The sequence below is a fragment of the Jejuia spongiicola genome (assembly GCF_023502325.1).
In the GTDB taxonomy this organism is placed as follows: Bacteria; Bacteroidota; Bacteroidia; order Flavobacteriales; family Flavobacteriaceae; genus Wocania_A; species Wocania_A spongiicola.
Genome location: NZ_JAMFLZ010000001.1, coordinates 107,173 through 131,416, shown reverse-complemented (window position 1 = coordinate 131,416; position 24,244 = coordinate 107,173). Strand labels below are relative to the sequence as shown.

Here is a 24,244-nt window from a genome sequence, read left to right as displayed (position 1 = left end):
GTGTTTTTTGTTAATTATTGGCTTTCTTAATATATTCTTAACTTATCTGCCAATTCATAATAGATTTCTTAATTTTACATCCCTATGAATTTATATCCTATAAATGCTGGTAATTTTAAGCTAGATGGCGGTGCTATGTTTGGTGTTGTCCCAAAATCACTATGGCAACGTACCAATCCTGCCGATGCCAATAATATGATTGATCTTACGGCACGTTGTTTGCTTATTGAAGACGGTAACCGACTCATTTTAATAGACAATGGCATGGGTAATAAGCAATCCAGTAAATTTTTTGGCTACTATCATCCTTGGGGAGATGATACTTTAAACGGTTCATTAAAAAAACATGGTTTTCATACCGATGATATTACCGATGTGTTTATGACACATTTACATTTTGACCATTGTGGAGGAAGCATTAAATGGAATAATGATAAAACGGGCTATGAAACCGCTTTTAAAAACGCATATTTTTGGAGTAATAAAAATCACTGGCAATGGGCCACTCAGCCTAACAGGCGAGAAAAAGCATCGTTTTTAAAAGAGAATATTTTGCCTATAAAAGAAAGCGAGCAATTAAAGTTTACATCGCTACCTGAAGCCGATTTACTTAAAAACTCCGAGCTAGGATTCGACATTTTTTTTGCCAATGGGCATACCGAAAAACAAATGATTCCTATGATTAACTATAATGGAAAAACCATTTGTTTTATGGCAGATTTATTACCAACCGTAGGGCATTTACCAATTCCATTTGTAATGGGTTATGATACTAGGCCACTCTTAACTTTAGATGAAAAAGAAAAATTTCTTAGTCTTGCTGCCGATAATAACTACTACCTGTTTTTAGAGCATGATGCTCATAACGAAATTATTACGGTAAAACACACCGAAAAAGGAGTGCGATTAGCAAATATTTATTCAACAAACGACATATTCAATTAACACATATAAATTTATCAAGATGAAATCAACAAAATCACTCATATTATCTGCTTTTATAGCTTCAATACTTTACGGTTGTGGTAGTACTGCAAGTATTATATCAACTCCAGTTGAAAACATTGATGCTATTCCTTTAAAAGTTTCAGACTTAACCAAAGCTGAAAAACAAAACTGGGGACACTTAGATTTAATTAAAGATACCATTCCTGGCATGAGTGTTAATAAAGCTTACGCTGAAATTATTAAAAATAAAAAAGGAAAATCTGTAATTGTAGCAGTTATAGATTCTGGAATTGACATTGACCACGAAGATTTAGATGATGTGGTTTGGACTAATAGGAAAGAAATTCCTAATAACGGAAAGGACGATGATAAAAACGGATACGTAGATGACATTCATGGCTGGAATTTTTTGGGCGATGCTTATAACGAACAGTTAGAATTTGTACGAATACTTGCGAGTGGAAACTCTGCTAACCCTGATTACGCTAAAGCTCAAGCAGAACATGATAAAGAATATCAAAAATATACAAGTTATAAAACTAATTACGAGCAAACACTTCAACAAATAAAAATTGCAGATGAAGGCATAAAAAAGCATTTGAATAAAACTAGCTATACTAAAGCTGATGTTAATGCTATTAAAACAGAAGACAAAACTCTGCAACAATATGTTTCAATAGCTAAATATGTTTACAGTTTAGATATGGAAACAGTTGATGATTTTATAAAAGAATTGAAAGACGGATTAGTAAGTATTAACGAGCGATTAAATTATAACCTTAATAAAGATTTTAAAGGGCGTAAAACAGGAGATAATCCTGATGATTTTGAAGATAAACCAGGATATGGAAACGGCAATGTTAAGCCTGTTAAAAAAACCGAGAGCCACGGTACACATGTGGCTGGTATTATAGCTGCTGAACGAAATAATGGTAAAGGCGCAAAAGGTGTTGCAAATAATGTAAAAATAATGAGTCTACGCGCAGTGCCAAATGGCGATGAGTATGATAAAGATATTGCATTAGCGATTAGATACGCTGTAGACAATGGTGCTAAAATTATAAATGGAAGTTTTGGTAAATATTATTCTCCACATAGTGATTGGGTTCGCGATGCTATTGCTTATGCTGGCAAAAAAGATGTATTGATTGTTCATGGTTCTGGTAACGAGAGCTTAAATCTAGATGAAAAACAAAGTTACCCGAGTGATGCTATTGGAGTTGGTCCTGAGGTTTCAGATAATTTTATAAATGTTGGTGCTTTAGATTATAAGTATGGCTCATCGATGATAGCAGATTATTCAAATTATGGAAAAGTAAATGTTGATGTTTTTGCTCCTGGTTCGGCCATTTATTCTACCTTTCCTGAGAATGAGTATAAAGCTATAGATGGCACTTCAATGGCATCTCCCGGCGTTGCTGGCGTTGCTGCTTTAATTCGTTCTTATTATCCTAAATTAAAGGCTGGTCAAGTAAAACAAATTCTTATGGACTCTGGTCTTGCGGTTAAAACTAAAGTTATTGTTGGCGGTAATACAGATCATATAAAACCTTTTGCTGATTTAGTGAAATCTTCAAAAATGGTTAACGCGTATAACGCTTTAATTATGGCAGCTCAACTATCTAAATAATTTGTTATTAAACAACTAAAGTATATGAAAAGAATTGTTTTTTCAGTTTTATGCATCTGTCTGTTTTTATCTTGTAGTAGTCAAAAAGATATAGCTACTGCTAAAATAACACCTGCCCCTACTCCACTAACAATACAAAAAGCTGGGTATTGGCAACAGCACGTTGATTATAAAATGGAAATTGATATGGATGTAAACACCTATCAATATAAAGGGAAACAACAGTTGGTATATACTAACAATTCGCCAGATGTTTTGCACCGGGTATATTATCATTTATATTTTAATGCCTTTCAACCTGGTAGTGAAATGGATGTACACTCAAGAAACATCGAAGATCCAGATTCTAGAGTAGGCGACAGAATTAGTAAATTAAAGCCTAACGAGGTTGGCTATATAAAGGTAAAAAGCTTAAAGCAAAATGGAGCTAAAGTTAAGTATGAAACTGTTGGCACTGTTTTGGAAGTTGATTTGGTAAAACCAATTCAACCTGGAGAAAAAATTACGTTTGATATGGTTTTTGATGCCCAAGTGCCAACTCAAATTAGGCGTTCTGGTAGAGATAATGAGGAAGATGTTGCCCTTTCTATGGTACAGTGGTATCCTAAGTTAGCTGAATATGATTTTGAGGGCTGGCATGCAGATCCTTATATAGCAAGAGAGTTTCATGGAGTATGGGGAAATTATGATGTAAAGCTTACTATTAACAGCAATTATGTGGTTGGAGGAACAGGCTATTTACAAGGTGAACCCAAAATAAAAGGAAATAAAAAAACACTTCATTTTAAAGCGCCTAACGTACACGATTTTGCTTGGGCTGCTGACCCTGATTATATTCATGATACCATGCAGGTCCCTGACGGACCAAAACTTCATTTTTATTATAAAAACACTTTAAGCAGCGAGCAAAAAGAAAACTGGAAAAAATTACAGCCAAAAACAGTAGAGCTTATGCAGTATTTTAGTAAGCATATTGGTAAATACCCTTATGAACAATATTCTGTAATTCAAGGAGGTGATGGCGGTATGGAATATGCCATGAGCACTTTAATTACAGGGAAGAGAAGCTATGGGAGTTTAGTAGGTGTTACGGCTCATGAGCTTGCTCATACATGGTTTCAGTTTTTACTAGCAACAAACGAGGCAAAGCATGAATGGATGGACGAAGGTTTTGCTACTTATATTAGTAATTATGCCATGGATTATATTTTTAATCAAGGCAAAAAAAACCCACTCGATAACGCCTATAAAAGCTATATACGTTTGGCTAAATCTGGTTTAGAGCAACCTCTTACTACTCATGCAGACAGGTATCAATTCAATAGTGTATATAGTACTTTAGCTTACAGCAAAGGTGCTGTGTTTTTAGCTCAATTAGGCTATGTTATTGGTGAAGAAAATTTAAAAAAAACCATTAAGAAATATTTTAATGATTTTGCTTTTAAGCACCCAAAGCCGCTAGATATTATAAGAACTGCCGAAAAAGTATCTGGTTTAGAACTCGATTGGTATTTAATTGATTTTGCACAAACCACAAATACTATTGACTACAAGGTTAAAACCATTAAAGGTAATACAGTTACATTAGAGCGTTTAGGCTTAATGCCAATGCCTATAGACTTAACAGTAACTTACACTGATGGCTCGTCAGAAGGTTTTTATGTTCCTTTACAAATGATGCGTGGTGAAAAACCAACAACAGCAACTATTATAAAAGATTGGGCTTGGGCATATCCAACTTATACTTTTAATACAAATAAAGCTATAAAATCTGTTCAAATAGATCCAAAGGAAATCATGGCAGATATTAATAAAAATAACAACACATTATAGTGTGTCTATTGGGTTTTGAGTTGTAGGTTGCGCTACTTTGTGTGCACAATAGTCCGGGCACATACCATACCGCCGAATGTCCCGCGCAGCTACGCTGTCTGTCCTTCGGCACAAACGCCGCAGAATAGCCAACTATACGCCATTTTCCTACGTGAATTAGTTTCACTATTTTCACTTCACAAAACAGCGCATGCGCATAGCTGCGCGGGACATTGGCTGCAATTTGAACAATGAACACTAAAGAATTACTTGGAGAAAGAATTAAAGACATTCTCGTATGGTCAAAAATGGAAGTTGGCGGACTTGACCAAGGACAAGTTTTCATTGAATTGAACAATGGAAAAATCATTTCTATTCCTTGGGGTTTCGAATCTGAAAATATTGAAACGAAACCCGTTACTAAATCTGAAAGTTTAGTTCTGAAATCTAGCGATAAAATTAGAATTGAGTCAACTGAATTTAATTTTCCAGAAGGTAAGACTTGGAAAGACATAAGAGAAGATGTTAAAAGGAATCAAAACTCAACTTTATTCGGACGGCTAAAATATAAACTTGGAATTAAAAACGGAATCCCTAAAAAATACACATCAAAATCAACAAAAATAGTTAGCAACGAAATGAAAAAATTTCAAAATATTAAAATTGTGGATTTCATAATGTTTGAGGATTATGATTCCGCAGGCTTTTTGGAATTAGAAAACGGAAATATAATAACCGAAACACTAACCGCACCTCACGGAACTGGAATGGCTGGACTGAATGTTTTTGAGAATTTAAAAGATTTTGAGGAAAGTTGCGGAACTGAATATAAACGATTAAAAAACAGCTGCTAACAACGTGTATAAAACCGTTGTATACAATACAGACTTTACTACTAAATTGAATAACATGTCCTTTGAAAGAATATTTAGAGAATCAAAAATAATTTTAACAGAAGGGGCATTAGTCGAAAGGTTAAAAACTGAATTTAATGTAGAAATGGATGCTTTTCTAAATCATGCAATGTTGATTTATGATAACCCTAAGGCGCTTGAATTATTATATAAACAATATATTGATATTGGTTGTAAATATAATCTGCCAATTATGATTATGACACCAACTCGTAAAGTCAATTTCGAGTCAACATTAAAATCTAAAAATATAATATCTGATTCATGCATTTTCTTAAAAAACATAAAAGAAAGTTATCTTAATTATTCTAAAAACATAATGATTGGAGGGTTATTAGGGTGTAAAGGAGACGCTTATAGTGGAGAAAAGAAATTTGACATTAGCCAAGCATATAACTTTCATAGTAGACAAACCCTAAACTTTAAAAAAGAGAAAATTGATTTTTTGTTTGCAGGAATAATGCCCGAAATTAATGAAGCAATCGGAATGGCAAAAGCAATGTCAGAAACAAAAATTCCATACATTATTAGTTTTATGATTAGAAAGGATGGTTGTTTGATTGACGGAACCACATTATCAAATGCAATTAAATTAATTGACGAACAAGTAAATCCTAAGCCTACTTGTTATATGACTAATTGTATTCATCCTACAAACCTGAATGAGGCTTTAAATAATAACGAGGATAAATCAAAGCTAATAAGATTTAGTGGAATACAAGCAAATGCATCAATTTTAAGTCCTGAAGAATTAAATAACTGTGAAGTTCTTCAACAAGACGATTTTGATAATATCATTGATGAAATATTTTTGTTATATAAGCAATATAATTTAAAAATAGTTGGTGGTTGCTGTGGAACTAATGATAAATTCATCGAAGGTTTGTCAAAAAAATTAACAAATACTGAACACAACACCATATAAAATTAATTGCTAGGCTCGAGTGGGTTTACGAAAATTCGGTCAACATGCTGAAAACCTAGCTAATTAAAAGGTTCAGGCAACCATTTAAAAAGATTTTACGTCTTTATAAATAGTGAGACACACTTGAATTGTAAAACTCTAAAGAATATGTTAGAAAACCCGAAAGTAAATGTCAAAATCAAACTTGCTTCTTTATGGACTTCCGCAACTTTATGCTACTTATATGGAGATTATTTTGAACTATACACACCAGAAAAAATAAACAGTTTACTTACAGGCGAAAATATTTTAGACAGTCCCACTAAATTATTAATAGCTACAATAATTTTGGCTATTTCATCAGTAATGGTTGCGCTTTCAATTATCCTAAAACCTAAAATAAATCGTGTTCTCAATATCGTATTTGGAATATTGTTTACAATAATGATGTTATTTATTGGCTTTAATTCAAATACTGGATGGTATGGGTTCTATGTGTTTTTAGCATTTTTAGAAAGTATTATTACTGCTTTAATTGTTTGGTGCGCTTGGAAATGGCCTAAAGAAAATTAGTGCTTTAAAAAGTTTTGAACTAATAGCCTAAAGAATAAAAGCCCGTTGCTAACAACATGTATAGTTCATAGTGAATCAAGATAAAGTCTATTTAGGAAATTCTACCGAATTTCACGTATGTTCGTCTCTTTTTGCTAACTTAGTTTCCAACACCACAAACCATACACAAAACTGTTGCAATTAAGGCCTAAGAACATGAAAACCTTAAAAAAAACTTTAAAATGGGCATTTAGAATTCTAGTTGTTTTAATAATAGGAATTCTTATTTATGGCACCATAACTCAATCTAGTTATAACAAAAAATTAGTTAAGGAGTTTAAACCAAATGGAAAGCTGGTTGACCTGACTAGCGGACAATTACATTACAAACTAATTGGAAATGGAGAATTCACCTTTGTTCTTGAAGCGGGTTTGGGAGAAAACATGGAAACTTGGAGCAAAATTCAAGATTCTCTTAGTAGAATTGGCAGGATTTTCATGTATGATCGCGCAGGGCTTGGTTTTAGCAAAACTAATTCAGAGCCAAGAACAACAAAACAAATAGCACAAGAATTAAATGAACTTCTCAATAAAGAAAAAATTCCGGGTCCATATATTATGGTTGGGCATTCAATTGGAGGTGCGCATATTAGATACTTCGCAAACGCGTTTCCTAATGATATAGTTGGGCTTTTTCTTATAGATCCTAGTCATGAAAAAATGTGGGATGATGCGCCTTCGCCATCATTATTCGAAAAGTTTTTGAATTTTTCATTAGTTAACCTTTCTTGGAGTGGAATACCGTATTACTTACTTCCAGAACCGCCACACCCCACATATAAAACCTCTAAAAGCATCAAAGCTTATGGAAAGGAAAGAGCAGCTATAGCAGAATCGATTAATCTTTTTAAATCTGCAAATGTTAATCTTTCTAGTCTTCCTATCTATATTCTTTCGGCAACCGCTACAGATGGAGATTATAAAGAAAGAAGTCTTGCTTTAATGAAAGAATTAATTAATCACTCTAAAAGCAATATCAAAGAACATAAGGTTTATGATAAGCCGCATCATATTCATGTAACTGACCCGAAAATTGTTATTGCAGATTTGAAAGAATTCACAAATAGAATATTTAATAAAACAACTGTGGCTAAAAATGAGTATAATTAAAAAAACGTAACTCGAATTGAAAATTATAGAAAAACACAAAAATGAATATGTGATTTCTACCGACAAAAATAAGTTGGATATTTCATTGATTCACAATTTTTTAACAAACGAGTCTGGTTGGAGTGACGGAATATCCTATGAAAAGGTTGAAAAATCAATTAACAATTCATTGAATTTCGGAATATATTTTGAAAAAAAACTAATTGGGTATGCAAGGGTAATTTCGGATTTTTCTACTATCGCATATTTAGGAGATATTTTTATTTTAAAAGAATATAGAGGGCTTCGATTAAGTAAATGGCTTATGGAAGTAATTATGGAACATGAAGAATTACAAGGTTTAAGACGTTGGATTTTATTGACAAGCACGGCGGAATGGCTTTATGAAAAATACGGGTTTACAAAACTGCCAAAACCTGAGCTTTATATGGAAAAATTCAATCCGAATGTTTACCGAAATGAAAAAAAAACTAATGTCAACCCCGTATAAAACAATTGCTACTTTAGGTTTAATCAATTATTTAGTTTTCTATACATGGAAGGTGTTATACCCTCAAACTTTTTAAAAGCGCTATTAAATGAAGATAGACTGCTAAACCCTGTATCAAAGGCTACTGAAGAAATAGTAAGTTTTTGACTTTCAAAGTCTGAAAGTGCTTTTTTTGCTTCTTGAATTCGATAATAATTAATAAAATCATTAAAGTTTCGTTTTGCAAATTGATTTATAATAGAAGATGTTTTTTGAGTGCTTTGTCCTATTAATCCGCCTAATTTTGAAAGTGATAAATCTGATTCTAAATACAATTTATCTTCTACAACTAATTTAGAAATTTCTTTAAACAATAAAATGCTATCATTTGCTTTGAAAGCCTCTCCGTCAATCTCTGTGGTTTTCAATTTAAAGGCTTTGTAGCTTAAAAAATAGATAACAATAGAATAGACAATTGGTCCTATTATGTAAGGTACTTTGTCATCTAAAATATTTAAAACATAAGAAGCCCAAATAATAACTAATCCGATAATAATCAATTGTAACCAATCAAAAATTGCTTTTTGAGACTTTGTAAGTTCTTCATTCTTATAGTTCTTTTTCACGGTTTTTACGATTTTCCATGATAAAAAAATATAAAAAGCAAAATGGAAATAAATAAAGATTAGAACACTGGCGAATAAGAAAATTGCCTCTCTGCTGTTGGCATCAAACCAATCTTTGGTTAAAAAGAAACTCGAAAAAAAAATTAACCCGAAAGGTATTAACTCTAGCAGATACTTTTTTGTTAATTTAAAGTTAGGTCTTGTCATTCCTAACATATACCAACAAAACAACGGGCCTATTAAAAGTAAAAGAGCTAATCCTGCAAAAATAAAAATGGGCTCCAAATCGTCGCCAAAATTCTTCATTACAGATTTACCAACCCTAAAAGCCATAAAGACTAAAATCAGTCCTAATAAAAAGTTAGTTATTGTTTTTTTCTTTTTAAAAAAGCATAAGTAAAATGCAAATAACACACCATGCAAAAGACCTGCACTACTAATAATGATAAGAAGTATTTCTAAATAACTCAATATAATATTTTCTCAAATTTAAGAATATTACTAGGAAAAAGCCTAAATCATTTAAGGGGTTATCCTTTCTAAATCAACTATAAGTAGTTTTATCTAATTTATTTTAGATTTCTTTTTTGCATATGAAGTTAACCCAAGTAAACCAAAAAAACGACCAATTTCTCCATTCATAGCAGCAATCACACTATGAGAAGCTATTAATAATCTATCAATAGATTTTTTTTCTTGGATTAATAATTTATCTATTAATTGTTTTGCTTTATCTGAACCTTCTCTTTCATAAACTAATAAAATCTTTCCTGCATTTTCTTCGCCTGTTATTTCTCTATATTTCGGTGTATAACCTAATTGCTCTATAATGGTTTCTGCTAATTTCCATGTAGACCAAGGGTTTTGCCCCGTGATTAAATTATTATCATGACTAATTGTTTCTAGATACATCGCACCCTTGTTGAATTTAGCTCCTCCTGCGATTAGTTTATCTTGTAAAAGAAAAGGGAAAATTGATTTTGCATCAGAAATTAAAAGCAATTCTTCTTCATTTGTAAAGCTACTTACCATCTTGTTTTCTAAAAGATGTGTTCCGTTATCTAATGTTACATTTACTAAAGCTGCAGGTCCGTGACAAACCGCTCCTACAACTTTTCCAGATTGATAATACTTCTTTACAATTTCTTGAATGAATTTATTTTCTGGAAAATCGAACATGGCGCCTTTTCCTCCAACAAAAAACACAGCGCTATAATCTTCCGCACTTACATCATTTATAGCTATGGTATTACTTGCTTTATTTTGTGCAATTGAATCGTTTAAAAAAGCGTAATCGTATATTCCCATATCATCGTCATCAAGAACAACAGGAGGTTTTCCTCCTAATGGGCTTGCAATATCAACTTCAAAACCATTAGCTTCAAACACATAGTACGCACGTGACAATTCAGTTAATTCATAACCTGTCTTTTTACCGCTATTTCCCATAGTTTCGCTATTAGTAACTACAGCTAATATTTTTCCTCTTTTAGGGGTTTTATTTTGTGATAAATATTGAATCTCTTCAACCTTGCTATTTGTTAAGTCTTTTTTCATTTCTTCTATTGGTAAGAGGTTAATAAACCACGCTCCAAATGAAATAAGAAGAATAAGTAAACTAAAGATTGATATTAATGCCCATTTAATTTTAGGGTGTTTTTTAAGCCTAAAAGTAGCCCCAGTAGCAGCTCCTATAACTACTCCAACACCAATCCAAACTGGTAAATTATTTATAGCCAATCCTATTGCAATACCAAATGCTGTTCCTAGAACTATTCCTATTCCAATTTTTTTTTCTGACTTCATTGTATAAATATGTTTCTAATTATGCTACGAATTACAGCAAACTAGTCTACAAAAACTGAAGAAATGATAATTCCGTCAGAGTAAAAGATGATTTAAGTAGAGAAAAAACCTTATTGTGCTAAGAAATATGGCGCAAACAACGTATATAGTTAATTGCTTGGAAACTTTCGTCTCACTAAAATTCCATTAGGGGTTTTTATTTGTAATTTGTTTGCTAAATTAGTTACTTAAACACACAGCTAACCATATAAAAACTATTGTGGCCAATTAAAATGAATTTCAACAATAGCATTATGAATCTATTGAACTCTTTTATTATATTTTTTATTTGCACTAGTCTAACAGCACAAATAAAACATGAATATGGTTTTGCTGATAAATCTGTCCCAGAACTTGCTCAATTTGAGTATTACCGTGGTAAATGGATATCTGAAATGGAGATGAAACTGAAAGATGGAACTTTTAAAAAACTGAAAGTTAAGGCAACTATTCAAGGCAAGTATTTAGATGACCACAAAACCTTTCAGTCTCAGTTTACAACTAATAAAGGTTTTTTTTCAACAGATATTCGAACGTACAATTCAGCTACAAAAAAATGGCATGCGCTTTTTCTAAATGCAAAAGCTCAACGCTGGCATGAATTTACTTCTAAAATAGTGGATGGAAAAATGACGACAATTGTTAAAGGTGGATATAGCGGTAAAGAGGCGTTTGATGTAAAAATTGTTGATGTTGTGATAACTGACAATCATTATTTGAAAAATGTATATCATTCTTTCGATCAAAGTAAAACGTGGGAGCTTGTCTATAAAATAAATGTGAAAAAAATTGAATATTAGAAAAGCGACAGAATTCGATTTTGACAAAGTTTGGGAAATATTCTCAAAAGTCATTAAAACAGGAGATACTTACGTCTTTAATCCAAATACTCCAAAAGAGGATTTAAAAAAACATTGGTTTGCCGACTATATGGAAACCTTTGTGATTGAAGAGAACAAACAAATACTTGGAACATATATTATAAAGCCTAACCAAATTGGTTTAGGAAACCATATTGCCAACTGCAGTTACATGGTGAATCCGAATACTCAAGGAAAAGGAATTGGAAAAAAACTTTGTGAACACTCGATTGAAGTAGCTAGAAAAAAGAATTTTGAAGGGATTCAGTTTAATATTGTGGTAAGTACAAATGAAGGTGCTGTTGAGTTGTGGAAAAGATACGGTTTTAAAATAGTTGGAACCACACCTAAAGGGTTTAGACATTCTGATTTAGGTTTAGTGGACACATATATTATGCATAAGTGTTTAAACGAATAAAAATTAAGACAGGAAGTAAAACAGGTGGTTGTGAAAAATTGGGTTAATTTAAAATATGGCACTACTCTTACTAATAGAATTAATGATATGTCCAATTAATAAGTAAAAAACTAAATGAAAATAACACAAACTTTAATTGTGATATTTGTATATACTGCCAGTACTCTATTGTCTTGTAATAGTACAAATGATAAAAATTTAACTTCAGCTGATGTTGTTGTTTATGGAGGTACTTCAGCTGGTATATCTGCTGCTATTCAAACTGCTCGACTTGGTAAATCGGTGATATTAATTGAGCCAACAAGTCGTCTTGGAGGATTGACTACAGGCGGCCTTGGACAGACCGACATAGGAAACAAACAGGTGATTGGCGGTATTGCTCGTGAGTTTTATCAAAATATAAAGAAACACTACGAAGGTTCTTCAAGTTGGGTTTGGCAAACAAGATCAGAATATAAAGATGGCGGACAAACACGCTCCGATAAAAATGAAGATGCTATGTGGACATTTGAGCCTTCTGCAGCATTGAAAGTTTTTCATGATATGATTAAACACCTTAACATCAAAGTGGTTTATAATCAAAAAATTAACAGAGAAACCGGTATATCAAAAGTTGGCAATGCTATTCACTCTATTACTATGGAGTCTGGGGTTACCTACTTTGGTAAAGTTTTTATTGATGCAACTTACGAAGGCGACCTCATGGAAGCATCAGGAATCTCCTATACAGTAGGCAGAGAGCCTAACTCTCTATACAAAGAATCTTTAAATGGTATTCAAGCCAATAAAGTGAGTAAAACATTACTTGGAACTGTTTCTCACAATAGCATTCACCATGATTTTATAGAGGGTGTCGACCCCTACATTGTAAAAGGAGATCCCACTAGTGGTCTTTTACCATTTATTAATTCAGGCGGACCAGGAATTAATGGTTCTGGCGATAAAGGAATACAAGCTTATTGCTTCAGAATGACATTAACAGATCATCCTGATAATCGAATACCTTTTAAAAAACCAGAAAACTATAACGAACTAGAGTATGAACTTCTCTTCCGTAATTATGAAGCCGCCAATGGGCCATTAGAAAAAATGTACTCTTATGGTGATCCTCTAATTCCTTGGATAAACTCAGCGATGCCTAATCGAAAAACCGATACCAACAACCAAAAAGGGTTTTCAACTGATTTTATCGGACAAAACTGGGATTATCCAGAAGCGTCCTATCCCGAACGAGAAAAAATTGTAGAACGTCACCGTTTATACCAGCAAGGGTTAATGTGGACTCTGGCATACCATAATCGTATTCCAAAAGAAGTAAGAGAAAAAGTATCACAATGGGGGACATGTAAAGACGAATATGAACGTGAAGATGGTTGGCAACAACAGCTTTATATAAGAGAAGCTCGTCGAATGGTTAGTTCTTATGTAATGACACAGAAAAATTGCGAAGGCATTGAAAAAGTTTACGACCCAATTGGTATGGCTGCTTATGGGATGGATTCTCATCATGTAAAGCGTTATGTAAACTCTAATGGATATGTGTCCAACGAGGGAAATGTAGAAGCACATGTTAAAGCTCCTTTTCCAATAAGTTATCGCTCTATTGTGCCTAAAAAGGAAGAATGTAATAATTTGCTTGTACCAATATGTCTCAGCGCATCACACATTGCATATGGATCAATCCGTATGGAACCAGTATTTATGGTTCTTGGTCAAAGCTCCGCGGTTATAGCCAGCTTAGCAATTGATGAGGGTAAATCTGTTCAAGATATAGAATATTCTAAATTAGAGAAAGAATTGACGAAGCAAGCGCAAATATTGCAATAAGAGTTCACTATAATGTTACACTGAAGCATTGAACGGAAAAATTAAATAGTAAGGAAATTACCCCAGAGTAGGATAATCGAAAGTAAAACCTTGAATTAACTAAAACAGGATAAAATACTGAATGAAACAATCAATAGCTCACATTGCGCTAGTTGTTAGAGATTATGATGAAGCAATTCAATTTTATACAAAAAAATTGAACTTTGATTTAATTGAAGATCTATATCAACCCAAACAGGATAAAAGGTGGGTTGTAATAGCGCCTCCTAATTCTACAGGAACAACAATTTTACTAGCAAAAGCTTCAAAAGAAGAGCAAAAATCTTTTATTGGAAATCAAACAGGAGGAAGGGTTTTTCTATTCTTAAATACGGATGATTTTTGGAGAGATTACAGTGAAATGGTATCAAAAGGAATTGAATTTATTAGAGAACCAAAAAAGGAAGATTATGGAACAGTGGCTGTATTTAAGGATTTGTATGGTAATTTATGGGATTTATTGGAATTGAATTCCGATCATCCAATTATGAAAATAATGAGATGATTATAATAAAAACAAACTAAAACTTAAAGCTAATCACTATTTTTTGTCTATCTAGAAATTTTCTTATACCAATCTTCATTTTTATACATTTTTGTTTTCGCTTCTTTTTCGCGACTAAATAACCTTAAATGAGTAGCACCCTCTTGCTTACTTCTATATCCTAACAAATGAAAAAAGGGTTTTGCTAAAAATTTGGCAATTCTTAGGTTTACTATTAAAGCGCCTCTAGTGTTATTTATCCAAGAAATTCCTGGCAGAAATACTAATAATTCATCAAAACGAATACTCCTCAAAAATTCAGATAGTCTTAAATAAAACGGCTTTATCGTTTTTATAATAAAAAAACCGTCGTTCCCTTTTGTTTGGTATAAAGGCATAAAAATTTTAGCGTTGTATCTTGATAAGATTTCAATATTATTGCTTGTTGCTATTGGTGTTCCTTTTTTAATAGGCTGAAAACTTTTAAAGCCGTTAATCATTTTAAATTTTTCGTTAGGATGAATTTTATACTGGTAAATAACTTCAAAAACATTTTTTATTTGTTCTGCCTCATTTTTTAAAACCTCGAAATGCTTTTCAAAATTTAATACATGCTCTTTTTCCATAATACCTGTGAAATTCAGGGTTAAAAAAGTAAAAGCAATGCAATTTGTTATAGAGGTTTTTAAATCATGTTGCCCTGCTTCAAAACCTAAGGACACATACCCCAATTGATTAATATAACTTAACAACGGCCCTTCTAAAAACTCTTCAATACCCAAAACAATAGGCACTGGAAATAACTTTGAAAACTTCCGGTTAATTAACGCATCATTAATTGTTATAAAAGGTAGCGAAACACTTGATGTTGTATGGAAATCTATAAAGTAAAATGGTCCTTTATGTTTTTTCAAAATGGTTTGTAAAACATAATATAATTCAATAGCCTCTTGTTCTTCGTTGCTATAGTTACTATTATTTAAAATAGTTTCAATTTTAGAAGGAACCCAAAGCCTGTTTAAATCTTCATCAATATATCTTTGGTTTAAGTTAAGTGCTTTTATATTTCCTAAAAGACCATAAATATTACCCTTCACCTGTTTCTTCTTAATATGTTTAAAAGCATGTTGTAAGGCTGTTACCCCTGCCTTTTCATTGCCATGCATTCCTGCAAAAAATACTACGGTTGCTCCTTTTGTTTTACCTTCAGTTTTGCCAATTATTCTGTTAATAATAGTAGAGGTTTCAAGTATTTTACGTTCCGATTCAACCATCAATCAAAATCGTTTAGGGTAATTAAACCAATTATTTTTCCATATTTAATAACTGGTAAGCAGCTTATTATATGTGTTTTCATAAGGCTTTTGGCTTTATCAATAGAATCGGTTTCAGAAACAGAAATAATATTTGTTTTCATTATTTTTTTAACAGAATCATTTTGTTCTCGAATATTGCCTATATAGGCTTTTACATCGTGCCAAGAAATAAGCCCAACCATTTCTCTTTTTCTATTAATTACTGGCATATGATGAATATTTTTCCACTTCATAATATGAAGTACCAACTCTACACTATCATTTTTATCAACGGAAAAAATATCAGTGCTCATAATGTGTTTTACAATTCTATTATCTTTTTTAACAATATTAAGTGTATCTCCTCTAAGTATTCTCCATGTCGAAACAGGGTAACCAAGCTCTTGTTTTTCATATATTTTAGAGGTTAGTAGCTGCATTGACTCATAACGCTTTCGTGTTTTTGTTAAGTATCTATAGCTTCTTGCAATCCACTCAGAACCATTGTGAGAAGCTATTCTGTTTTCAATAATTTTTAAATAATACTCAGCATCTTTTGGTGAAACTCCCATTTTATACAACCCTTTATATGCCATGGGCAACAAATCATTACTTATTAAATCAAAACTAGAAACATATTTACCATTCCAATAAAATTGAGCTGCCATACCATATCTTGCCGCATTAAAAAAGTTAGATTTCACATCTTTAAAATCCCATTTTTTATGAATGTTTTTATACTGTTTTGTTTGGCCTAACATCACTCCTACCCAAAACGCCATATTAGCTATTTCATCTCTTGGGGTTGGTCCCGACGGAATATATCGGTTTTCAATCCGTAAATGTGGTTTCCCATTTAATGTGCCATAGCAAACACGATTCCACGGATAAACTGTACCGTTATGCAATCGTAATGCACTTAATTTTGGTATCTCATTATTTTGTACCATTTCTACGCTATCCCGCATAAAATGTGTGGTGATAAAACTTCTAAAACGTGAAATATTATCTTTGAATATATCGGTTATATTCTCTGTTTGCCAACCGTTACCAAAACTAACCCGTGATTGTTTTTCATTTAATAAAAAGGAATTTGCTCGTGTATCTACACTTTGTGTGAACAACGCAATTCTAGTCTCACTCCAAAGCTCTTTTCCAAATAGTAAAGGAGAGTTAGTACATATACTTAAAATAGGACCTGATATGGCTTGAGCCCAGTTATAGGTTTCAATAAAAGCATTTGGGTTTACTTGTAAATGCATTTGAAAGCTGGTATTACAAGCTTCTAGCATCACTGAGTCGTGCAATAGGTTTAACTCGTCAGTACCTTTTATATGAATATTAAAATCTTGCTTTCGTGTTTCTTTTACTGCATCATTTAAAACCGAATACCGTTGTATTGGTGTCATTTTATCTTCAGTAATACTATCTAGTGTAAAGGATGGTAAAATACCTGTTAGTACAATTTTTGTGTCCTTTTTTTCTGCAACTGCCTTGGCTTTTTTTAATAGTGTATTTAATTGTTTATTTAGTTTTGAAAAACACTCGCCTTTAAGCTCAATAGGGTCTAGATTAGCTTCAAGATTATAGTGCCCTATCTCAGTAGTAAAGTGCTCATCATTAAGTGCCTTTAAAATATCTAAAGCATTATTTGCTGGTAAAAAGTTTTCGTTTACCAAACAAAACTCTTGTTCTGCCCCAATACGAATAGGTCTTTCTTCAATTATGCCCTTATCTATCATCATTTGCAACGCTTCAATATCGTTTATTAAATGATGAATATAGTGTGCTTTATCTTCTTTACTGTTCAGTTTTGTAACATTTAAATCTCCCATTTCCTGTGTTTTTAACAGAATTTAAAAGAGTTAAATTACTATGTCTTATGGTAATAAAGAATGATTTTTATCATGTGCAGAAACCTTGGTTATTGTGTTAATTCAAATCCCTATTTTTGTGGGGTATGAAAGCGACTTACCCTAAAAAAGAAAAACTTAAAAGTAAAAAGCTAATTGAGCAGCTATTTGCTGAAGGCCAATCGGTTTCTGCATACCCATTACGGTTGGCTTATCTACAAACCCGTTTTGATAATGATTATATTATTGCTAAAACTGGAGTTTCGGTTAGTAAACGTAATTTTAAAACTGCTGTAGATAGAAATCACATAAAACGCTTGTTAAGAGAATCTTACAGATTAAACAAAGCCGATTATTTTAACAACATTACAACACAATATGCGTTTATGATTTTGTACATTGGCAAAGAAAAACCCACATTATCCCAAGTTGAAACCAAAATGAAGCACTTATTTGAAAAGTTTTTAGATAAGGTTTCTGAATAAAAAATATTCTTAATGAAACAATTACTAAAAAAGAAAATAATAATTCCTGTTTTAGCACTTACTATTCTCTTTACCGGCTCTGCTTTTAAAAATGATTTTTTTGAAATTGCAAAACAAATAGAAATCTTCACAACCTTGTTTAAAGAACTCAACATGAATTATGTTGACGAAACCAATCCTGGGGATTTAATGGATACAGCCATTAAAAGCATGCTAGCCGACTTAGACCCTTATACCAACTTTTTAAACGAGCAGGATGTTGAAGCTGCAAGAATTAACAATACTGGAGACTATATAGGTATTGGAGCTAAAGTAAGAACACTAAAAGATAAACTGGTTATTGTTGAACCTTATAAAGATTATCCAGCCGATAAAGCAGGCTTAAAAGCTGGTGACGAAATTATTAAAGTTGGCAACACTAATGTTGATGGCTATAAAGACGATGCTGGTAATTTACTAAAAGGCGCTCCAGGAACTTCTGCTGAGGTAACTTATAAGCGTCAAAATCAAACAAAAACCGCAACCATAAATAGGGCTGAGGTAGAAATTAATGCTGTACCTCATTTTTCGATGGTTAATGATAATACGGGTTATATTGTTTTATCTCAGTTTAACAATAAAGCCGCATCTCAAACAAATTATGCGCTTAGAGATTTAAAAGCACAAGGTGCAAAGCGCATAATTTTAGATTTACGCGGAAACCCAGGCGGGCTACTTAACGAGGCTATTAAAATTGTGAATTTATTTGTTAAAAAAGGACAATTAGTAGTTACCACAAAATCTAAAGTTAAAAAATATAACAGAACATATTACACACAAAAAGACCCAATTGACACTGAAATACCTTTAGTGGTTTTAATTGATGGTGGTAGTGCTTCAGCAAGCGAAATTGTTTCTGGCTCATTACAAGATTTAGATCGTGCTGTTATAGTTGGCTCAAGAAGCTTTGGTAAAGGTTTGGTTCAGCGTCCAAAATTGTTAACCTACGGGACACAAGTAAAAATAACTATTTCAAGATATTATACCCCTTCTGGCAGATGTATCCAGTCTTTAGATTATTGGAATAGAAATGAAAAAGGAGAAGCGGTTAAGGTAAAGCAAGAAAACTATAATGAATATAAAACTAAAAATGGGCGTAAAGTTTTTGATGGCGGTGGCGTTTTCCCTGATGAAAATTTATCATCTTCAAAAAACTCTGCTATTATTAATGCAATAGTAAACGATAATCTAGTATTTGATTTTGCTACTCATTTTTATTATAAAAATCAGATTGCTGATATTAATAACTTTAAGCTTTCGGCTTCAAATTTTTCTGACTTTAAAGATTATTTAAAGGCAAACAATTTTTCTTTTATAACAGAAACAGAAAAGGCACTTTATAAGGCATTTGAAGCGGCAACAAAAGAAGATTTAAATGATGATATTGAAAATGATTACAACACATTAATTTCTAACTTAAATACCTCAAAAACAAAAGCCATTGATGAAAATAAAACGTATTTGCTAGAACTATTAACTGAAGAAATAGTAAAACGATATGTTTATAGAGAGGGTTTATATGATTATTATAAGATAAACGACCTTAAAATAAAGAAAGCAACCGAAATACTAAACAGCCCTTCCACCTATCAAAATTACTTAAGATAAAGACTGTTAATCTGTTAAAAAATTAAAAATAGTATCTTTATAGCTATATTCTATTCCCCAGTAATGACTAAATTATTTAGATTTATATTAATTGTATTTTGCTTTAATATTGCTTCTTCTCAAAGCAAACTCACACACGATGTTTATTTTGATACAGATAAATATGATGTGCCGTCGACTGAAGAAAATAGACTATTACTCTTTATTTCTACATTAACAGATGTTGATATTGAGTCTATATCTATATTTGGTTTTTGTGATGATATTGGTGCAGATGATTACAATTTAAAGCTATCTCAACAACGGGCTGATGCAATAAAAACTGTTTTTTCTAATAATGAAATAAGCGAATCTTTAATTACAAATGTAGACGGAAAAGGTGAAATTTTATTAAAGATAGTTAACGAAAAAAATATATTGAAAATTAGAGGTTTAAATCGTAAAGTAGAAATTATAGTAAAACCTAAACCTAAAATTGTTGAAGAAAAACCTATTGTAGAAACTGTTAAAAAGAAAGATGTTCCTGAACAAATTAAAGGAAAACTTAAGGTTGGTGATAAAATTATTTTTGAAAATATATTATTTAAAACTGGCTACGCTACGGTAACTCCTGATTCTAAAAAAACACTTCAAGAAATAGCTAAATCTTTAGTTGAACGAGATGATATTTATTTTACTATTCAAGGACATGTGTGCTGCACACAATTTACAAGGGATGCGGTAGACAGGAAAACAAAAAAACGCAACCTATCTGAAGCTAGGGCAAAATATGTATATAATTATTTTGTAAAAAAAGGCGTTAATAAAAAACGTATGCGATATATGGGAATGCGCAGAAAATTTCCTCTTGGTGGTGATCCAAAGCTTGATAGACGTGTAGAAATTTTAATTACTTATGTAGGTAATGAGAATTAATAATTTATGGTTAATAAAATTAGCTTATTTTCTTTATGCTTATTTTTAGCAAGCATGTATTGTGTTTCTCAAAACACCTTTGTTCCTGATGATAATTTTGAACAAGCTTTAATTGATTTAGGTTACGACTCTGGGCCTTTAGACGATTTTGTACTTACAGCAAATATTAATACTGTTACTGACCTTGATATAGCTTCAAAAAACATTTTTGATTTAACAGGTATCCAGGATTTTAATGAGCTATCAATCCTAGATTGTTCTGATAATAATCTTTCTACTCTAGTAGTTTCTTCTAATTTAAGTTTAACTGAGTTGTATTGCAAGAACAACTTTTTAACAAGTTTAAATGTTGGTGCGTTAACAGCTTTAAAAATACTTTGGTGTGATTTTAATCAATTACCTAGTATTAATATAACTAACAACTCTAATTTAATATCATTAACCTGTGGAAATAATTTAATAACCAATATTGATACTTCTAAAAATTCAAATCTAAATGTTTTAGTTTGTGAAAACAATCAAATACCTAACATAGATGTTACTCAAAACAAAAACCTTAACTCTTTACTTGTTAGAGGAAACCTGTTAACAAATATTGATGTTTCTCAAAACACAAATCTTGCATTTTTTGATTGTGGTATAAATCAATTATCCGTTTTAGATGTTTCTTTAAATTCTAATTTACGTGTTTTGTTATGTTTTAATAATCAATTATCAAGTTTAGATGTTACTCAAAATACGTTGTTAAGTGATTTAAGCTGTGAGTTTAATCAAATTACTCAACTAGATATGTCTAGAAACACATCTCTAGTAAATTTAGATTGTAGTAACAATAATCTTTGTTGGTTAAACATTAAAAACGGTACTAATGAAAATGCTACCATCATGGATTTTGAGTTTAATCCTAACTTAAATTGTGTAATTGTTGATGATGCCTCTAGAAGAAACCCCAACTGGAAACCTATTTCTTTTTCAAACTATGTTAATGACCCTTCTGATTGTAATAATTTTGTACCAGTTGATAGTTTAGATGATTTTATTGGAACTTCTTACACACTTCCTTTGCTTATTAATGGAAATTATTTTTCGCAATCTAACGGAAATGGTACACCTTTTCAAACAGGTGATATTATAGATAATTCTCAAACTATTTATATTTATAATGAAACTATTTGTGATAGTAATCAAACAAGTTTTAACGTAACTATTACTAATGAAGATTACTTTATTCCAAGATATTTTACACCAAATAACGACGGAAACCATGATTATTGGAAAGTTATTGATATAAATAATAGTATAAATAACATTTCAATTTATAACAGATACGGTAAACTATTAAAATTTTTACTTCCAAATTCTCAAGGTTGGGATGGTGTTTATAACGGACGTTTTTTACCTGATGGAAGTTATTGGTATGAAATTGTTTTAAATAATAAAGACGTTTTAAGAGGGTATTTTGCTTTAAAACGGTAGTTAATCCTTTATCATGGCTATATGTGGAATATCATCTTCAAGATACTCATCACCAATAACTTTAAAACCTAAATTGGTATAAAATTTCTTTAAATAAACTTGAGCTGAAATTTTAATTTTTGTTTCATTAAAATGATTTTTTATAGCCTCAATTGATGCTTTCATAATATCGTAACCATATTTGTATTGACGTTCGTTTTTAACAACTGCTACCCTGCCAATACTAGCATAATTAAAATAATCTCCTGACTTAAAAACACGTGTATAAGCCACTATTTTATTGCTTTTAAAACCTATAACATGTAAAGATTTTTGATCTTTACCATCAATATCTTGATATACACAATCTTGTTCTACAACAAAAATTTCACTTCTTAATTGTAATAAATCATACAACTCTTGAGTGGTTAATTGCTGGAATGTTTTTACTTTTATTTCTAACATAATTTAATCTTGAACAATAACATCTTTAGCATCATCTTTACCAAATTCCGGTTGAATATTAACATGATTAATATCGTATTTATTTAATAGTAAATCTTCAATTTTATGTAAAATAATATCAAATTGAGATAAAGAAATATCTTCATTAAAATCAATATGGGCTTCTAAGTGAATTTCCTCTTCATTTAATTGCCAAATATGTACGTGATGTACATTCTTTATACTTTCAAAACTATTAATTTCATTTACAATTTTATTTATTGGAGTTGAATCTGGAGTAAATAACATTAATACTTTTGTGGAGTCTTTTAATAAATCAAAACCCATCCAAATTAAATAGATTGCTATAGCAAAAGTTAATACACTATCTACCCAATACAATTGATAAAATTTCATTAATAATCCACCTATTAATACTGCAACACTAGCCATCATATCAGTTAATAAATGAAGGTAAGCACTTTTCATATTCATGTTAGCCTCTGAGTCTTTTTTTAATAAAAGCACACTAAAACCATTTCCTAAAATAGCTATTAAAGACAACCAAATAACTAAATTAGATTCTATTTCTTGCGGGTTTTTAAAACGCTCAACAGCTTCTATAATTAATAAAACTGCAACAATAATTAAAGTGGCAGCATTTATAAATGCTGCCAATATTTCTGCACGTTTATAACCAAAAGTTTTTTGAAATGATGCCTTACGTTTTGAAAGTTTTTCGGCAATATAACTTATAACTAATGAAACAACATCACTAAAATTATGTAAAGCATCACTTAACAATGCTAAACTTCCAGATATTAATCCTCCTATAACTTGAGCTACTGTTATAAGAATATTTAATAAAATAGATATAAAAAGATTTCGCCCTTTTAAATCAGGTTGTGAGTGATTATGAGAATGGTTATGCCCCATTTAACAAGATAATGGAATTTTATCAATTCTATTTTGGTGTCTTCCGCCTTCAAAATCTGTATTTAAAAATGTATCAACCATTTCAATAGCTTGATGTATTGCAGTAAATCGTGCAGGAATACATAATACATTAGCATTATTATGTTGGCGTATCAAACTAACAATTTCTTTATTCCAACACAAACCAGCTCGAATTTCTTTATATTTATTAGCAGTCATTGCTACACCATTTGCGCTACCACAAATTAAAATACCAAAGTCTGCTTTACTTCCAACTAAATCTTTAGCAACTGGATGTACAAAATCTGGATAATCAACACTATCATTAGCATCGGTACCATAATTATTTATAACATAACCTTTTGATTCTAAATGTTTTTTAATAGCAAATTTATAATCTGTACCAGCGTGATCGTTTCCTATAGAAATTGTCATTTTATATATATTAGTTTATAATAATACAAAGGTAATAATTATAAACATTGTCAATTAACATATTCATTACTTGTTAATAACTGTTTATTCTTTTTTAAAAGTAAAATTAGGAGATTTCAATTATTTTTTCAATCCATAACATTTCTATAACATCCAAATTAGTTAATGTAAATTTTTAGTTAAGTTATTAGGTATAAAATGTAAGTTTATTAAATACATTTTTGGTAATATTTATTAAAATTATATGTTAAAAGAGGTTATAAACAGTTGTTAATAGAAAA

General features: G+C 31.3%; 23 protein-coding genes. 16 read left to right on the top strand and 7 right to left on the bottom strand.

The annotated features are described in order from the left end of the window. Positions 1–84: 84 nt before the first annotated feature. The 8 genes from M3P09_RS00620 (at position 85) to M3P09_RS00585 (ending at position 8,420) form a co-directional block, all read left to right on the top strand. A complete protein-coding gene (locus tag M3P09_RS00620) occupies positions 85–945 on the top strand; it encodes an MBL fold metallo-hydrolase (RefSeq protein WP_249971650.1) in 861 nt (286 codons plus the stop codon). A gap of 19 nt (positions 946–964) precedes the next feature. Then, positions 965–2,578 (top strand): S8 family peptidase, encoded by a 1,614-nt coding sequence (locus tag M3P09_RS00615; RefSeq protein WP_099565129.1) that lies wholly within the window; start codon positions 965–967, stop codon positions 2,576–2,578. A 24-nt stretch (positions 2,579–2,602) separates the two neighbouring features. Beyond that, complete coding sequence (locus tag M3P09_RS00610) at positions 2,603–4,411, top strand: M1 family metallopeptidase (RefSeq protein ID WP_430886758.1); 1,809 nt, start codon at positions 2,603–2,605, stop codon at positions 4,409–4,411. A 230-nt stretch (positions 4,412–4,641) separates the two neighbouring features. After that, entirely contained in the window at positions 4,642–5,244 is a 603-nt protein-coding gene (locus tag M3P09_RS00605) for a hypothetical protein (protein WP_249971649.1), read from the top strand. 55 nt (positions 5,245–5,299) lie between these two features. Next, a complete protein-coding gene (locus M3P09_RS00600) occupies positions 5,300–6,229 on the top strand; it encodes a homocysteine S-methyltransferase family protein (RefSeq protein ID WP_249971648.1) in 930 nt (309 codons plus the stop codon). Between the two features lie 147 nt (positions 6,230–6,376). After that, entirely contained in the window at positions 6,377–6,781 is a 405-nt protein-coding gene (locus M3P09_RS00595; protein WP_249971647.1) for a DUF6326 family protein, read from the top strand. Between the two features lie 195 nt (positions 6,782–6,976). Then, positions 6,977–7,930, top strand: a complete 954-nt coding sequence (locus M3P09_RS00590; RefSeq protein WP_249971646.1) for an alpha/beta fold hydrolase — start codon at positions 6,977–6,979, stop codon at positions 7,928–7,930. A gap of 16 nt (positions 7,931–7,946) precedes the next feature. Next, a complete protein-coding gene (locus M3P09_RS00585; RefSeq protein ID WP_099565139.1) occupies positions 7,947–8,420 on the top strand; it encodes a GNAT family N-acetyltransferase in 474 nt (157 codons plus the stop codon). Positions 8,421–8,443: 23 nt separating this feature from the next. Here the strand turns inward: M3P09_RS00585 and M3P09_RS00580 are convergent, their stop codons facing one another. Beyond that, positions 8,444–9,496, bottom strand: a complete 1,053-nt coding sequence (locus tag M3P09_RS00580) for an AraC family transcriptional regulator (protein WP_249971645.1) — start codon at positions 9,494–9,496, stop codon at positions 8,444–8,446. Between the two features lie 93 nt (positions 9,497–9,589). Further along, positions 9,590–10,831, bottom strand: coding sequence for a type 1 glutamine amidotransferase domain-containing protein (locus M3P09_RS00575; RefSeq protein WP_249971644.1), 1,242 nt, complete (start codon positions 10,829–10,831; stop codon positions 9,590–9,592). 293 nt (positions 10,832–11,124) lie between these two features. On the opposite strand from M3P09_RS00575, the gene M3P09_RS00570 reads away from it, so the two are divergent. The 4 genes from M3P09_RS00570 (at position 11,125) to M3P09_RS00555 (ending at position 14,519) form a co-directional block, all read left to right on the top strand. Next, entirely contained in the window at positions 11,125–11,670 is a 546-nt protein-coding gene (locus M3P09_RS00570; RefSeq protein ID WP_249971643.1) for a hypothetical protein, read from the top strand. Next, positions 11,660–12,148, top strand: a complete 489-nt coding sequence (locus M3P09_RS00565; RefSeq protein ID WP_249971642.1) for a GNAT family N-acetyltransferase — start codon at positions 11,660–11,662, stop codon at positions 12,146–12,148. The genes M3P09_RS00570 and M3P09_RS00565 overlap by 11 nt, the downstream gene beginning before the upstream one ends. A 138-nt stretch (positions 12,149–12,286) precedes the next feature. After that, on the top strand, positions 12,287–13,975 hold the full coding sequence (locus M3P09_RS00560; protein WP_249971641.1) for an FAD-dependent oxidoreductase: 1,689 nt from the start codon (positions 12,287–12,289) through the stop codon (positions 13,973–13,975). Between the two features lie 121 nt (positions 13,976–14,096). After that, the gene (locus tag M3P09_RS00555; RefSeq protein ID WP_249971640.1) at positions 14,097–14,519 is read left to right on the top strand and encodes a VOC family protein; all 423 of its coding nucleotides are present in this window, start codon (positions 14,097–14,099) and stop codon (positions 14,517–14,519) included. Positions 14,520–14,566: 47 nt separating this feature from the next. On the opposite strand, the gene M3P09_RS00550 is transcribed toward M3P09_RS00555, so the two are convergent. Further along, complete coding sequence (locus M3P09_RS00550; protein ID WP_249971639.1) at positions 14,567–15,772, bottom strand: succinylglutamate desuccinylase/aspartoacylase family protein; 1,206 nt, start codon at positions 15,770–15,772, stop codon at positions 14,567–14,569. Continuing rightward, on the bottom strand, positions 15,772–17,628 hold the full coding sequence (locus M3P09_RS00545; RefSeq protein WP_249971638.1) for a CBS domain-containing protein: 1,857 nt from the start codon (positions 17,626–17,628) through the stop codon (positions 15,772–15,774). The genes M3P09_RS00550 and M3P09_RS00545 overlap by 1 nt, the downstream gene beginning before the upstream one ends. Positions 17,629–17,753: 125 nt before the next feature. On the opposite strand from M3P09_RS00545, the gene rnpA reads away from it, so the two are divergent. The 4 genes from rnpA (at position 17,754) to M3P09_RS00525 (ending at position 22,169) form a co-directional block, all read left to right on the top strand. Beyond that, the gene (rnpA, locus tag M3P09_RS00540; RefSeq protein WP_249971637.1) at positions 17,754–18,131 is read left to right on the top strand and encodes a ribonuclease P protein component; all 378 of its coding nucleotides are present in this window, start codon (positions 17,754–17,756) and stop codon (positions 18,129–18,131) included. A 12-nt stretch (positions 18,132–18,143) separates the two neighbouring features. Next, entirely contained in the window at positions 18,144–19,778 is a 1,635-nt protein-coding gene (locus M3P09_RS00535) for a S41 family peptidase (RefSeq protein WP_249971636.1), read from the top strand. A gap of 63 nt (positions 19,779–19,841) precedes the next feature. Further along, entirely contained in the window at positions 19,842–20,693 is an 852-nt protein-coding gene (locus M3P09_RS00530; protein ID WP_249971635.1) for an OmpA family protein, read from the top strand. Between the two features lie 6 nt (positions 20,694–20,699). Continuing rightward, complete coding sequence (locus tag M3P09_RS00525) at positions 20,700–22,169, top strand: T9SS type B sorting domain-containing protein (protein WP_249971634.1); 1,470 nt, start codon at positions 20,700–20,702, stop codon at positions 22,167–22,169. Here the strand turns inward: M3P09_RS00525 and M3P09_RS00520 are convergent, their stop codons facing one another. Genes M3P09_RS00520 through rpiB form a run of 3 tightly spaced genes read right to left on the bottom strand, consistent with a single transcriptional unit; the run spans position 22,170 to position 23,963 of the window. After that, on the bottom strand, positions 22,170–22,613 hold the full coding sequence (locus M3P09_RS00520; protein WP_099565152.1) for a GNAT family N-acetyltransferase: 444 nt from the start codon (positions 22,611–22,613) through the stop codon (positions 22,170–22,172). It lies immediately after the preceding gene. Between the two features lie 3 nt (positions 22,614–22,616). Beyond that, positions 22,617–23,528, bottom strand: a complete 912-nt coding sequence (locus M3P09_RS00515) for a cation diffusion facilitator family transporter (RefSeq protein ID WP_099565153.1) — start codon at positions 23,526–23,528, stop codon at positions 22,617–22,619. After that, positions 23,529–23,963, bottom strand: coding sequence for a ribose 5-phosphate isomerase B (gene rpiB, locus M3P09_RS00510; RefSeq protein WP_249971633.1), 435 nt, complete (start codon positions 23,961–23,963; stop codon positions 23,529–23,531). Positions 23,964–24,244: the final 281 nt, after the last annotated feature.